We start from the raw sequence: 13,445 nt of genomic DNA, 5'->3' as shown, positions 1-13,445 counted from the left end.
CGGGGCCACTCAGGCGGCACGGCGGAGGATAAGGGCGGTTAGCTCAGCGGTAGAGCACTGTGTTGACATCGCAGGGGTCACAAGTTCAATCCTTGTACCGCCCACCATCGAAGGCCCCAGGGAAACCTGGGGCCTTCGTCCGTTTCGGCCCAATCCTTGCCCGGCCCGACCCGCCGTCAACCTTGCCTTAAGCAATCCCTGTCATGATGGGATCATCCCCTTCATTCCTTGGGAAGGCGCAGAAGCGTCATGGCAACCTCCTCGGCAACCCATTCCAAGCCCTTCATCCAGACGCCCGTCCCGCGCAAGCCGGTCCGAAGGTCCGGCGGTGGCGGCAAGGCGAAGCTTCTGGCCCTGGGCGGCATCGCGCTGGTGGTGGCCGCCCTGGGAAGCGCCGCCCTGCTGATGCGCCCCCATACCGGAGGCAGTGGTCTGGCGGCGACGCCGGAAGCCTTTGCCGAGCAGATGGAAGCCGCGGCCCGGGCCGGCGGCGGGACGGTCCCCCATGTCTTCGGCGGCACCATCCGCGCCGAGCGCAACGGCGCCGTGCTGGCCCTGGTGGCCGACAACGTGCCGCCCAGCGCCTGCGTCTCCGTGGGGTGGAAGCTGGTCCGCAAGGGATTGCTCTCCATCAACGGCACCATGCCGCTCCGCGTCTCGGCGGCCAAATTATCGGACCTGTGCAATCAGGAAGACGGCAATGCCGTCCTCACCTGGATTCCAAAACTGCCTGAATAGCAATCCATCATAGATATTGATTCGTTCAACACCTCCTGCCACCATATGACGGGTTGGGCAACTCTTATGGAGTTTGGGGAATGGACGATATCGATCTCGCGGCGGAACGTACCGACATGCTGAACGCCGCCGCCATCCAGGCCGTTCTGGAACGCACGGAATCGGTACTCTCGACCGGCATCTGCCGCGCTTGCAACGAGGAGATCGAGGCCGAGCGCCTGGCCGCCAATCCCTACGCCAAGCATTGCCGCGACTGCGCCGACGAGGCCGAGACCCGCGCCCGCCAAGCCCGGCGCTGCGGCCCGCGCTGAGCCGGGAATCTCGGATGAATTGACCCGCCCCCGAAGGGGCGGGCCGGTTCATTTCACAGGACCATCAGGGCGCTGCCGCCGTCCTTCTCGATTTCCCACAGATAACCGAGGGAATCGAGAGCCCGCTCCCGTGACATCAGGGAGTGGGCTTCGGGTGCGACGATGATCGCCCAGACCCGGTCCCGGATTGCCGCTAATTTCTCGCGGCGCGCAGCCTTCTGGCCCATGGTCGTTCACTCCTCTATGGAAGCGACTACCGGCACAGCTTAGACAGCTTATCCTTAACGGAAGGTATCAGCCGCCCCAGGCGTCGGCGCAGATTCCCGCGTACCAGCCGGAAGCATACTCGGCCTCGGCCTTGCGGAGATGGGCGTCGGCACCCAAGGGGCTGACCCCGCCCGAGCCGGGCACGGCCACGCGGCGACCATTGGACGCCTCGTAAACTCCCGCCACCGAAATGGCGTAATCGGGCGCCAGCAGGCTGTAGCAGACGTTGATGGCCTTGGCGTTCGACGCCCCCCGCCCCGCCAAGGACGCCACCACCGCCGCCGCCGCGATCTTGGCCTGGCCGTTGGCCGAAGAGGCGGATTTCGGCATCTCGCCGGCGACGCAGGCATCGCCGATCACGTGGATGCCGGGCGCCTGCCGTGATTCGAAGGTCGCCGGGTCCACCGGACAAAAGCCGCTTGCATCGGCCAGCCCGGCCGCCTGGGCGATCCGCCCGGCGCCCTGGGGGGGGATGATGTTGGCGAGAGCCGGCGTGAACCGGTCGAAATCGGTCTCCACCCATCCCTCGGCGGCATTGACCCGCACCACCCGCCCGTTATTGGCCCCCGACACCCACTCGATCATGTCGCCGTAAAGCGACTTCCAGCCTTCCTGAAACAGGGCCTGCTTGGAAAAGGAATCCTTGGCGTCCAGGACCAGGATCTTGCATCCCTTGCGGGTCCGCGACAGGTGCCAGGCCATCAGACTCGCCCGCTCGTAGGGACCGGGAGGACAGCGAAAGGGATTGCCCGGCGCGGCGATGATCACCACGCCGCCATCCTCCACCGCCTCCAGCCGGCGGCGCAGCAAGGCGGTTTGGGCTCCCGCCTTCCAGGCATGGGGCATGATGGCCGCCGCGGCCTCGTCATAGCCTTCGATATCGTTCCAGCGCAGGTCGATCCCGGGCGAGACGATCAGCCGGTCATAGGCCACCACGCCACCGCCCGCCAGGCGCACCCGCCGCCGCTCGCCGTCGATGGCCGCGACACTGTCGTGCACCACCTCGATGCCGAACCACGAGCGTAGTTGGTCATAGCCGTGCTCCAGCCGGGACAGCTCTCCCAGCCCGCCGATCACGCCGTTGGAGCCGGGACAGGTGACATGGACCGGGGTGGACTCGATCAGGACAATGCGCAAATCCGGCATGGCCCGGCGCAGGGAGCGGGCGGCCGTCGCCCCCCCGAAACCACCACCGACGATCACCACCGAAGCCGTCTTCGCTTCCGGGGCGGGGCCCNCCAAAAAGGCCGGGGCCGCCAGCAGCGCGGCCCCTCCCCCCAATACGGCCCGGCGCGACAGCGGCGCGGTCATGGCGCACCCTTCACGGCGATTTCGCCCGCGATGGCGGCCAGTTCATCATTGCCATAGCCACGGGTCAGGCGATCCATGATGGTGGCCGGGCGCGACCCGTCACGGAAGGCCAGCAGCAGACGCAGCAGATCCGCCGCCGGGCGTCCCGCCAAAGCCGGAATGGTGGTGTGGAGTTCGGGGGAATGGCAGGCGGAGCAGGTCTCGGCCACCAACCGGGCGCCCTCGTCGGCCCGCGCCGGATTGCCGGCGGCGATCGCCATCAGAGCCATGAATGCCGCAAGACTGCGCAAGGCGCCCCCCCTCTCGGAGCGTATTGTAACGCGCAGACAGGCGCCTGTCAGCGTCGCGGTGCGGTCGGCCCGCCCGTGGCCTTCCAGCCGAGGATGCCGCCTTGCATGCGGTGGATCTCGCCCTGCCAGCCGGCGGCCAGCAGCTTTTCGGTGGCGGTGCCGCAGCGCACGCCGCTGCGGCAGTGAATCACCAGCCGCTTGCCGTCGCCGATCTCGGGCATCCGGGCCGGATCGAAGGTGGAGAGCGGCAGGTTGATGGAGCCGGCGATGGACTCGGCGGCATGCTCGTCGGGCTCACGCACATCCACCAAGACGACCGAACCGGCCTCCCACCACAGACGGATCTGCGAGGGATCGACCACATGGACCTTGTCGCTGGCCGGAGATGAGGAAAGACCGAAGAGCCGGGAAAGCATGCCGAACACCCTATTTTATCAGATAAGGCGAATGTAGGGATTCACCGGCGGCATGCAAGCCCAAAGGCGTAAACATTCGTCCAGCCTTCGGGTTTTTTGCCCCTGGGGCTTGGAATGCCCAAGCAGCAACCCCACTAATAAGAATGACTTTCAGACGCAGTAATTCATCCGTGAGTGGGAGAGATGACTGCGGATGAAGAGACGGCAGGGAGGGACATTCGCATGAACAGGTCCACTCAGGCCCTCATGGCGGCGGCTGTGTTAATTGGTCTGGCACCGGTGGCCATGGCCGGGGAGCCGCAACCTTGGGCCCTCTCGTTCCAGCACGGGGTCTCCCCCACCATGGAACGCATCACCTCATTGGCCACCTTCATCAACGGCGTGATCGTGGTGATCACTCTGCTGGTATCCGGGCTGCTGCTTTATGCCTGCACCCGCTTCAGGGCCGACCGCAACCCCAAGCCGGCCACCTGGTCGCACAACACGCCGCTGGAGGTCGTCTGGACCGCCATACCGGCGGTGATCCTGCTGCTGATCGCCATACCATCGTTCCGGCTGCTCTACTTCATGGACCGCGTCCATGACGCCGACATGACGCTGAAGATCGTCGGCCACCAGTGGTACTGGACCTACGAGTATCCCGATCACGACTTCAAGTTCGACAGCAACATGGTGCAGGCCGAGGACCTAAAGCCCGGCCAGCCGCGCCTGCTGACCGCCGACAACACCCTGGTGGTGCCGGCCGGCGTGCCCATCCGCCTGCAGATGACCGCCGACGACGTGATCCATTCGTGGTCGGTGCCGGCGTTCGGCATCAAGACCGACGCAGTGCCCGGACGGCTTAACGAGACCTGGGTGCAGGTCAACGAGCCCGGCACCTATTACGGCCAATGTTCGCAATTGTGCGGCGTCAACCATGGCTTCATGCCGGTGCACGTCAAGGCGGTGCCCAAGGAAGAATTCCTGGCCTGGGTCGCCCAGGCCAAGAAGACCTATGCCCACCTGGACGGCAGCCGTCCGGAAACTGCCGTCGCACTTGCCGAAACCGGGGGGAAAAGTCCATGAGCACCGCAATCACCCATGATCACGGGCACGCCCAGCCCCACGGCTGGCGGCGCTGGCTCTATTCCACCAACCACAAGGACATCGGCACGCTGTACCTGATCTTCTCGGTGATCGCCGGGCTGCTGGGGGGCGCCATGTCCATCGTCATCCGCATGCAGCTGGCCCATCCGGGCGGCACCATCTTCAACGGCGACTGGCACATGTACAATGTGTTCGTCACCGCCCACGCGCTGACCATGGTGTTCTTCACGGTGATGCCCGCCCTGATCGGCGGCTTCGGCAACTGGTTCGTGCCGCTGATGATCGGCGCGCCGGACATGGCCTTTCCCCGGCTGAACAACATCAGCTTCTGGCTGCTGCCCCCCGCCTTCATCATGATGCTGCTGTCCATGGTCGAAGGCGCCGGAGCCGGCACCGGCTGGACGCTCTATCCCCCGCTGTCCACCGCCTATCACCCCGACGCCTCGGTGGACTTCGCCATTCTGGGCCTGCATCTGGCCGGCATCAGTTCGGTGCTGGGTGCCATCAACTTCGTCTGCACCATTCTCAACATGCGCGCGCCGGGCATGACCATGCACCGCATGCCGCTGTTCGTCTGGGCCATGCTGGTCACCGCCTTCCTGCTGCTGCTGTCCATTCCGGTGCTGGCGGGCGCGCTGACCATGCTGCTCACCGACCGCAATTTCGGCACCACCTTCTTCGCCCCGGCCGGCGGCGGCGATCCCCTGCTCTACCAGCACCTGTTCTGGTTCTTCGGCCACCCTGAAGTCTACATCATGATCCTGCCGGCCTTCGGCATCATCAGCCACATCATCGCCACCTTCTCCAAGAAGCCGGTATTCGGCTATCTCGGCATGGCCTATGCCATGGTGGCCATCGGCTTCGTCGGCTTCGTGGTCTGGGCGCACCATATGTTCACCACCGGCCTGGCGGTGGACACCCGCGCCTACTTCACCGCCGCCACCCTGGTGATCGCCGTGCCCACCGGCATCAAGGTCTTCAGCTGGATCGCCACCATGTGGGGCGGATCCATCACCTTCCGGGTTCCCATGATGTGGGCGGTGGGTTTCGTCTTCCTGTTCACCATGGGCGGCGTCACCGGCGTGGTGCTGGCCAACAACCCCGTGGACGTGGCCCTGCACGACACCTATTACGTGGTCGCCCATTTCCACTACGTGCTGAGTCTGGGCGCGGTCTTCGCCATCTTCGCCGGCTTCTACTACTGGATCGGCAAGATGAGCGGGCACCAGTATCCCGAGACCCTGGGCAAGATCCATTTCTGGCTGACCTTCGTGGGCGTCAATATCGCCTTCTTCCCGCAGCATTTCCTGGGCGCCCAGGGCATGCCGCGCCGCGTGCCGGACTATCCCGACGCCTTCGCCGGGTGGAACATGGTGTCGTCCATCGGCGCCTATATCGCCTTTGCCGGCACGGCGTTCTTCCTGGTGGTGGTGTGGCGTACCTTTACCGCCGGCAAGGCGGTGGAAGCCAATCCCTGGGGTTCGGGCGCCACCACGCTGGAATGGTCGGTCAGTTCGCCGCCGCCGCTGCACAGCTTCGACGGGCTGCCCCATATCGGCACTCCGGCGGAGTAAGGGGCATGAGCCCCCTGCGCCGGACCCAAGCGACCCTGGCGGGACTGGTAGTGATCATCGCCGCCATGGTCGGGCTGGTGATCGGCAGCGTGCCGCTCTACAAGGCCTTCTGCCAGGCCACCGGCATCGGCGGCCCGCCCCGCCAGGTGGCGGCGGAGTCCTCCGCCGCCACGGGCAAGATGGTGACCATCCGTTTCGACGCCTCGGTGGCCAAGGGGCTGCAATGGCGCTTCGCGCCGCAGTCGCGCGAGATGAAGGTGCGGCTCGGCGAGGATAATCTGGCCATCTTCACCGCCACCAACCTCTCCGACCGCCCCATCACCGGCAACGCGGTGTTCAATGCCACGCCGGACAAGATCGGCAAGTACGTGGCCAAGATCCAGTGCTTCTGCTTCACCGAGCAGACCCTGCTTCCCGGCCAGACCGTCGACATGGCGGTCAGCTTCGTGATCGATCCGGCCATGGCCGCCGATCCCTTGAGCAACGAGGTCGGGACCATCACCCTGTCCTACACCTTCTTCAATGCCAACCCTGCGGACGAAAGAGGACGGTCATGAGCCACGCCCAAGCCACCCCCCGCGCTCCCGGCAATGCCCCCCATCCCTTCCATCTGGTCGATCCCAGTCCCTGGCCCCTGGTGGGGTCCATCTCGGCGCTGGTCCTGGTCTACGGCGCCGTGAGCTGGTTCCGCGACCACGCCCATACCAGCGTGATGCTGGCGGGCCTTGGGCTGGTGGCCATCACCATGTTCGGCTGGTGGCGCGACATCTTCCGCGAGGCCCGCGCCGGCCATGCCCATACCGAAGCGGTCTGCCATGGCCTCAGGATGGGCATGAGCCTGTTCATCGCCTCGGAAGTGATGTTCTTCGTCGCCTTCTTCTGGGCCTACTTCCATTCCGCCCTGGGGATAGCGCCCATGGTGAGCCAGTGGCCGCCTTCCGGCATCCAGACCCTGGACACCTGGCACATTCCCTTCATCAACACCCTGATCCTGATGAGTTCGGGCGTGACGCTGACCAAGTCTCACCACGCGCTGCGCCACGGCCATCGCGGCGCCACCAAGGCGTGGCTGGCAGTGACCATCGCTCTGGGCGTGCTGTTCCTGTCCCTGCAGATCCATGAATACGGCCAGGCCCTGTTCGCGTTCACCGACGGCATCTATCCGTCGGTGTTCTACATGGCCACCGGGTTCCATGGCTTCCACGTCTTCGTGGGCGTGTGCTTCCTCACCGTCTGCCTCAACCGGGTGCGGGTGGGCGATTTCACGCCGGCCAAGCATGTGGGCTTCGAGGCGGCGGCGTGGTACTGGCACTTCGTCGACGTGGTCTGGGTCTTCCTGTTCGTCTGGGTCTACTGGTGGGGCAACGGCTGATCAGGAGGTCGGCCACACGAAGGACTGAGCGGCGCAGGGCCTTGCCAGCAAGAAGCCCTGCACCTCTTCGCAACCGAGGTCGGCGACCAGACGCATCTGCTCCTCGGTCTCGATGCCCTCGGCCACCACCTTGAGGCCGAGCCGGTGGCCGAGAGCGATGGAGCTTTCCACGATGGCCCGGGCGCCTTCCTCGATCATGGCCCTGGCGATGAAGGACTGATCCACCTTCAGCTCGGTGAAGGGGCCTTGCTGCAATTGCTTCAAGGACGAATAGCCGGTGCCGAAATCGTCGATGGACAGGCCGAACCGGCGCATGCGCAGCCGGGTCAGGATATCCAGCTGCGACGTGAAGTCGCCGGCCAGGGCGGTTTCGGTGATCTCGATGGTGATCTGTTCCGGCGGAACGCCATAATCGCGAGCCATATCCACCAGGGCGTCGGGCAGATCAAGGTTCAGCAGCATGTGGGGCGAGAGGTTCAGCGCCACCTTCGGCGACAGCCCCGCCTTGCGCCACTCGCCGCATTGGGCCAGGGCCTGGCGGAACATGGAATCGGTCAGCCGGTCGATCATGCCGTCACGCTCGGCCAGACCGATGAAGCGGTCGGGTCCCACCATGCCGTGCTCGGGATGGATCCAGCGGGCCAGCACCTCGGCCCCCAGGATCTTCCGCGTCTTGGCACAGAACTTGGCCTGGAACCAGGGAACCACATGTCCATCGTCCAGGGCGTTGCCCAACGCCTCGGTGTCGGGCCGATAGCGGTCGGGGGCCTTTTCCACCGCGCTGGGAGGGCATGGCGCCTGGATGGCGGCCAGCCGGTCATAAACCGCTGACAGATCACCCACGCCGAACGGCTTGTGCAGCACGCCGGCCACCTTGAGCCCGCGTGATTCCGCCAGACGCCGGGCGGCCTCGATGACATCGCTGTCATAGCCGCTCATCAGCACCAGATTGGCGCCGGACTTGTTGTCGGCAAGAAAACGGATGATTTCCACCCCGTCCATGCCGGGCATGGCGAGGTCGAGGAAGATTCCCCGCAGGTCGATGGAGTAGCGACAGGCGAAGTCCTCGAAATTATCGCACCAAGTGGTGCTGAATTCCATGTCGGCACCGACGTCGGCCACGAACTCGCACATATCGCGTTCGTCGTCGAGGATGAGCACCTTGGGCTTGGCCCCGTTGATTCGCGCCATGGTCATGCCGTCCTCCGCTGATCGAGAGCCCGACGCACGGCGTGGGCCAGCGACGCCTTGCCATAGGGTTTGGAGAGAATTTCACTTTGCGGCTCTTCGCCGTTGGCCGCCACGTGGCCGGTAAAGCCGGAGGTCAGCAGCACCGCGCAAGCGTGCCCCATCTCGTGAGCCTTGCGCTCCAGGGCATAGCCGTCCAGGCCATGGGGCATCACCACGTCGGTGAACAGCAGGTCGACGCCCCCGTCTTGCTGCAAGATGGAGAGCGCCTCGGCCGCATCGGCGCAGATGGTGGCGCGATAGCCCAGCTCGGCAAGAAACTCGCCGGCGATCTCGGCCAGATGGGGCTCGTCGTCGACCACCAGGACGTGTTCCGAGCCGGTAGGCAACTCTTCGGGCAGCGGCTCGGCCGCCGCCTCGGTACCGTCTGCCGCCTTGGGAAGATAAAGCCGGAAGGTGGTGCCGATGCCCGGTTCGGAATAGACCCGGATATGCCCGCCCGAACGCCGGGCGAAGCCATAGGCCATGGCCAGCCCCAATCCGGTTCCCTTGCCCCGTTCCTTGGTGGTGAAGAACGGCTCGAAGATACGATCGACGATCTCCTTGGGGATTCCCGTTCCTGTATCGCTGACCGAGACCACCACATAGCGCCCGGGCGTTAAGTTGGGGTCGGCCCGCCGCATCTCGTCATCGACCTCCACGTTGGAGGCCTCGACGGTCAGGACGCCGCCCTGGGGCATGGCGTCGCGCGCGTTAAGGCACAGGTTGAGCAGGCAATCCTCGAATTCGCTGCGGTTGATATCGGCATGCCACGTATCGGCCGCCATCTGCGTCCGCACCTCGATCACCTTGGTCAGCGAGCGCTGCACCATCTCCTGCATGCCCGAGATCGCATCGGCGATGTCGGTGCGGCTTTTACCCTGGGCCTTAGGGTCCTGGCGCGAGAAGGACAGCAGGCGCCGGGTGAGGTCGGCGCCGCGACGTGCGCTGCGCAATGCCGTCTGGACGCGCTTCATGCCGGATTCGCTGCCCTGGACGGTCCGTTCCAGCAGTTCGAGATTGCCGGTGATGATCCCCAGCAGATTGTTGAAGTCGTGGGCGATGCCCCCGGTCAACTGCCCCACCGCTTCCATCTTCTGAGAGCGGCGCAGAGCCGCCTCGGTCTGCTTCTGCTCGGTGATGTCGCGGATGAAGGCGGTGAACAAGCCATGGTCGGGCAGGTGGGTGATGGTCAGTTCCAGCGGAATCTCGTGCCCCCTGGCGTGCAGGCCGCTCATTTCCATGCGCTTGCCCAGCACGCTCGAAGCCTGCCCGGACGCCACCCGCGCCAGCCCCCGCCGGTGGGCCTCGCGGTGGATTTCGGGGATGATCAGGTCGGCGATCTCGTGGCCCAGTGCGTCGGATGATCGACGACCGAAAATGTGCTCGGCCGCAGGATTGAACTCCACCACCATGCCGCTGCGATCGATGGTGATGATCGCATCCTGGGCCGCATCGAGAATGCTGCTCTTGATCTGCTCGCTGGCCTCCAGGGCGCGGCGGGTGGCGGTCACATCGCTGAGATCGCGGAAGGTGACCACCGCACCGATCAGCACCCCATCGTTGACGATGGGGGTCGAGCCGTAATGCACGGGAAAACTGGAGCCGTCCTTGCGCCAGAACCACTCGTCCTCGACGGAGCAGCCCTCGGCCGAGGCCAGTGTCCGGCTCAGGGGGCAATGCTCGGACGGGTACTGGCTTCCGTCCGGATGGGAATGGTGGATCAGCGGATGCAGGTGCTGCCCCAGCATCTCCCCGGGGGCAAAGCCCAGCATCTCGGAGGCCGCCGGATTGACGAAGGTGACCGCCCCCCTTGTGTCGAGCCCGATGATGCCCTCGCCCATGGAGTCCAGGATCAGGTTATTGTGCTCCACCGCCGCCTGATGGGCGGAGAATTCCTCGCGCAGGCGCCGCGCCATGGGCCGGAACACGCCGAACCAGGACAGGCCGAGGACCGCGAGCACCAGATAAAGCCCCAGGGAAAAACCATACCGCAGGCGCGCCACATTCTGGCGGCTCTCGTCCTGGTACTGCACGACCAGTCGTTCCAGTCCGGGTAATAACGTCAATCGAGACTTATCGGCCAGACGCTGAAGGCGCAACGGGTTCACACCCAACCCGTCGGTCGCGGCGACGGCCCGCACTTCCGAGACGAAGGCCAGCACCTCGGCGTCCAGGGAGGGCGTTCCCCCCCAGTAGAGCGCTTCCATCTCGGGTGTCATGCCGCGCGCCGTGCTCTCACCGATCAGCCGGGCGTGACCGGCCGCCATCTCTGAGCCGGACTGGGCCAGCAGATCGGCGAACATCGAGCGCTCCTCCGCCGCCGAGGCCGCCGCCATCTGATAGGCGAAGGCGACGCTGCGCTGGGACAACATGCGCTGACGCCCGGCGACGTTGATCAGGGCGCCATCCTCGGACAGGTGGGAAACAACCCAGTCCTGGGACTGATACCCGGCAAGAGTCAGCAGCAGCAAGGCGGCGATCACCGCCGCTTGACGACGATACAGACCGGCAAGCAAATCCTGCGCGCGATATCGCGTTTTCGGCATCCGGCACCTCCCCGACGGGAATCCGCCGTGCTGTCTGCCCCAGGGCGTCAGGCCCTAACGACTACGACTTATGGATAGAGCGTCCATAAGGGATATCGCAAATGCATAAATGATTTACAAGTCAGCGTTAGTACGGACAATCCGACCTGCCGCAGGACCGGGCGGTGCGGCCGGGCTGCCAGGTCCCGCAGACCCGGCACTCCACCATGGTCTCGGCATGGTCGCTCCCGGGCGGAGGCGGCGGAACCCTTTGGCCGGGCTCGCGGCGGCGCAATTCGGCGCGCCGGCCGAGATATTTGAATCCGAACCAGATGAAGGCGACGACGGCGACGGTCAGCAGGATCTTGGCGAACATCAGCTCTTATCCTCCGCGCAGCCCAGGGGATCAAGCGCACCAGCGCCGCGCAGGATGGCATTGGCCTGGGGAGTGAACTCCCCGCCCTCGCCATGCAGGACCAGCCCCGGAAGCAGCCGCAAGGGCGAGCGCACTCCCTTGCGCGCCGAAACGATCACCCGACCGGCGGCCCGGTCGGCCCTGGGCCACAGGGGCACGACGACCACGTCGCCCACCCCCCGGCCCCGCAATCCCACCAGAATATCGCCCAGACGCTCGGCCCGGTGGATCAGGGTCAGGCGCCCCTTGGGCCGCAATAGCTTGACCGCCGCCTTGAGCCAGCCGGCAAGGTCCAGCCCCTTCTCCTCATGGGCCATGGCGCGCGATTCGTTGGCGGCCGAAGTGCCGCTACCGCGCTCGAAGAATGGGGGATTGGTCATCACGTGATGATACCCGCCGAGCCCGGCAGGAGGCTTTGCCGCGTCGCCCAGGTGGATTCCGAAGCACCCTTCGACCGCGTTGAGGACAGCGTTGCGCCGCGCCAGTTCGGCCAGCGTCTCCTGAACCTCCAGGCCATCCACCTCCACATCGGGGCAACGGGCCAGCAGGCACAGCGCCGCCGCCCCGACCCCGCAGCCCAGGTCGAGGACGCGCTCCCCCGGGCGGGCGCCCAGAGCCGCCGCCAGCAGGACAGGGTCGATGGCGGCGCGATAGCCATCCCGGGGTTGCAACAGCCGGACCTTCCCATTCAGAAGGCTGTCTTCGGTCAGTGTTTCCGACGCGATCATGGACTTGTTCGCTCTTGATCGGGGTGAAAGCGATTAGGAATTGGCGATGTAAGCTTGACCCGCTTTCCCAGGCGACACTATGTTCGTCCCGCGGGTAGGCATGCACCGCACGGGAGGAGTTTCTGCATCGTGGCGATCGTGGTCAATTTCGAGGACGAACGCGGCAAGAAGGCGAAGAGCTTCGACGCCCTTGTCGCTCTGGTCAAGGACGACCTGCAGAAGGTCAACCATGCCATCGTTGACCGTATGCACAGCCCGGTCGAGATGATCCCCCAGCTGGCCGGCCACATCATCGCGGCAGGCGGCAAGCGCCTGCGCCCGGTGCTGACCCTGGCCTCGGCCAAGCTGGCCGGACATACGGGCGAACGCCACATCAAGCTGGCCGCCTGCGTCGAGTTCATCCACACCGCCACCCTGCTTCACGACGACGTGGTCGACGAATCCGAGCTGCGGCGCGGCCAGGCTTCGGCCAATGCCCTATTCGGCAACAAGCCCAGCGTGCTGGTCGGCGATTTTCTGTTCTCCCGCTCGTTCGAGCTGATGGTCGAGGACGGATCGCTGTCGGTGCTGGCCATCCTGTCGCGCGCCTCCTCGGTCATCGCCGAGGGCGAGGTGCTGCAGCTGATCACCGCCAACGACACCGAGACCAGCGAGGATTCCTATCTCGAGGTCATCCGCTCCAAGACCGCCGCCCTGTTCGCCGCCGCCTGCCGCATCGGCGCGGTGGTGGCCGACCGGCCCAAGGTTGAGGAAGAGGCGCTGGAATCCTATGGCCTCAACCTGGGCATCGCCTTCCAGCTGATCGACGACGTGCTCGACTATTCCGCCAAGCAGGCCGTGCTGGGCAAGACGGTGGGCGACGATTTCCGCGAAGGTAAGATCACACTGCCGGTCATCCTGGCCTTCCGTCGCGGCGGTGACGAGGAAAGAGCCTTCTGGCGCCGCTGCCTGGAAGAACTGGACCAGTCGGACGAGGATATCGGCCAGGCCATCAAGCTGATGGAAAAGCACGGCAGCCTGGCCGCCACCATCGCCCGCGCCCGCCATTACGGCGAAATCGCCCGCGACGCATTGGGCATCTTCCCCGACAGCCCGGTGAAGCAGGCCATGATCGACGTCATCGATTTCTGTATCGACCGGGCTTATTAGCCCACCGCTTGGCGGGCTGCCGCCCGCGCCCGC

General features: G+C 65.5%; 15 protein-coding genes and 1 tRNA gene. 8 read left to right on the top strand and 8 right to left on the bottom strand.

The window, feature by feature from the left end; translation table 11 throughout:
* Positions 1-32 precede the first annotated feature (32 nt).
* From AMB_RS10995 to AMB_RS10985, 3 genes are all read left to right on the top strand, one after another.
* Positions 33-107, top strand: a tRNA-Val gene (locus AMB_RS10995).
* Positions 108-249: 142 nt separating this feature from the next.
* A complete protein-coding gene (locus tag AMB_RS10990) occupies positions 250-738 on the top strand; it encodes a hypothetical protein (protein ID WP_011384575.1) in 489 nt (162 codons plus the stop codon).
* A gap of 80 nt (positions 739-818) precedes the next feature.
* Positions 819-1,049, top strand: a complete 231-nt coding sequence (locus tag AMB_RS10985) for a TraR/DksA C4-type zinc finger protein (protein ID WP_011384574.1) — start codon at positions 819-821, stop codon at positions 1,047-1,049.
* A 53-nt stretch (positions 1,050-1,102) separates the two neighbouring features.
* On the opposite strand, the gene AMB_RS25950 is transcribed toward AMB_RS10985, so the two are convergent.
* From AMB_RS25950 to AMB_RS10970, 4 genes are all read right to left on the bottom strand, one after another.
* A complete protein-coding gene (locus AMB_RS25950; protein WP_011384573.1) occupies positions 1,103-1,276 on the bottom strand; it encodes a hypothetical protein in 174 nt (57 codons plus the stop codon).
* Between the two features lie 67 nt (positions 1,277-1,343).
* Positions 1,344-2,627 carry an NAD(P)/FAD-dependent oxidoreductase gene (locus tag AMB_RS10980; RefSeq protein WP_011384572.1) on the bottom strand — a complete coding sequence of 428 codons (1,284 nt, stop codon included), beginning with the start codon at positions 2,625-2,627 and terminating at the stop codon, positions 1,344-1,346.
* On the bottom strand, positions 2,624-2,896 hold the full coding sequence (locus AMB_RS10975; protein WP_050750696.1) for a c-type cytochrome: 273 nt from the start codon (positions 2,894-2,896) through the stop codon (positions 2,624-2,626). The genes AMB_RS10980 and AMB_RS10975 overlap by 4 nt, the downstream gene beginning before the upstream one ends.
* 68 nt (positions 2,897-2,964) lie before the next feature.
* Positions 2,965-3,333 carry a rhodanese-like domain-containing protein gene (locus AMB_RS10970; RefSeq protein WP_011384570.1) on the bottom strand — a complete coding sequence of 123 codons (369 nt, stop codon included), beginning with the start codon at positions 3,331-3,333 and terminating at the stop codon, positions 2,965-2,967.
* A 183-nt stretch (positions 3,334-3,516) separates the two neighbouring features.
* Between AMB_RS10970 and coxB the strand changes: the two genes are divergently transcribed.
* From coxB to AMB_RS10950, 4 genes are read left to right on the top strand one after another with little or no spacing between them, the layout of a single operon-like run.
* Positions 3,517-4,398 (top strand): cytochrome c oxidase subunit II, encoded by an 882-nt coding sequence (gene coxB, locus AMB_RS10965; RefSeq protein WP_011384569.1) that lies wholly within the window; start codon positions 3,517-3,519, stop codon positions 4,396-4,398.
* Positions 4,395-5,993: a cytochrome c oxidase subunit I gene (ctaD, locus tag AMB_RS10960; RefSeq protein ID WP_011384568.1), complete on the top strand. Its 1,599-nt coding sequence runs from the start codon at positions 4,395-4,397 to the stop codon at positions 5,991-5,993. Before coxB ends, ctaD begins: the two co-directional genes overlap by 4 nt.
* Positions 5,994-5,998: 5 nt before the next feature.
* Entirely contained in the window at positions 5,999-6,550 is a 552-nt protein-coding gene (locus AMB_RS10955; protein WP_011384567.1) for a cytochrome c oxidase assembly protein, read from the top strand.
* Positions 6,547-7,365, top strand: a complete 819-nt coding sequence (locus AMB_RS10950; RefSeq protein WP_011384566.1) for a cytochrome c oxidase subunit 3 — start codon at positions 6,547-6,549, stop codon at positions 7,363-7,365. Before AMB_RS10955 ends, AMB_RS10950 begins: the two co-directional genes overlap by 4 nt.
* On the opposite strand, the gene AMB_RS10945 is transcribed toward AMB_RS10950, so the two are convergent.
* The 4 genes from AMB_RS10945 to AMB_RS10930 all read right to left on the bottom strand — a co-directional run bounded on the left by AMB_RS10945 (position 7,366) and on the right by AMB_RS10930 (position 12,263).
* On the bottom strand, positions 7,366-8,562 hold the full coding sequence (locus AMB_RS10945) for an EAL domain-containing response regulator (RefSeq protein WP_043744220.1): 1,197 nt from the start codon (positions 8,560-8,562) through the stop codon (positions 7,366-7,368).
* On the bottom strand, positions 8,559-11,141 hold the full coding sequence (locus AMB_RS10940; RefSeq protein WP_011384564.1) for a PAS domain S-box protein: 2,583 nt from the start codon (positions 11,139-11,141) through the stop codon (positions 8,559-8,561). The genes AMB_RS10945 and AMB_RS10940 overlap by 4 nt, the downstream gene beginning before the upstream one ends.
* Positions 11,142-11,268: 127 nt before the next feature.
* Entirely contained in the window at positions 11,269-11,496 is a 228-nt protein-coding gene (locus AMB_RS10935; protein ID WP_011384563.1) for a hypothetical protein, read from the bottom strand.
* Positions 11,496-12,263, bottom strand: coding sequence for a tRNA1(Val) (adenine(37)-N6)-methyltransferase (locus tag AMB_RS10930; protein ID WP_011384562.1), 768 nt, complete (start codon positions 12,261-12,263; stop codon positions 11,496-11,498). The genes AMB_RS10935 and AMB_RS10930 overlap by 1 nt, the downstream gene beginning before the upstream one ends.
* Before the next feature lie 129 nt (positions 12,264-12,392).
* Here AMB_RS10930 and AMB_RS10925 point away from each other — a divergent pair, with 129 nt between their 5' ends.
* On the top strand, positions 12,393-13,412 hold the full coding sequence (locus AMB_RS10925) for a polyprenyl synthetase family protein (RefSeq protein WP_011384561.1): 1,020 nt from the start codon (positions 12,393-12,395) through the stop codon (positions 13,410-13,412).
* Positions 13,413-13,445: the final 33 nt, after the last annotated feature.

It is taken from the genome of Paramagnetospirillum magneticum AMB-1, assembly GCF_000009985.1.
Classification (GTDB): Bacteria; Pseudomonadota; Alphaproteobacteria; order Rhodospirillales; family Magnetospirillaceae; genus Phaeospirillum; species Phaeospirillum magneticum.
Note: the sequence above shows the minus strand (reverse complement) of the source record. Positions and strands in the feature narration are given on the sequence as shown.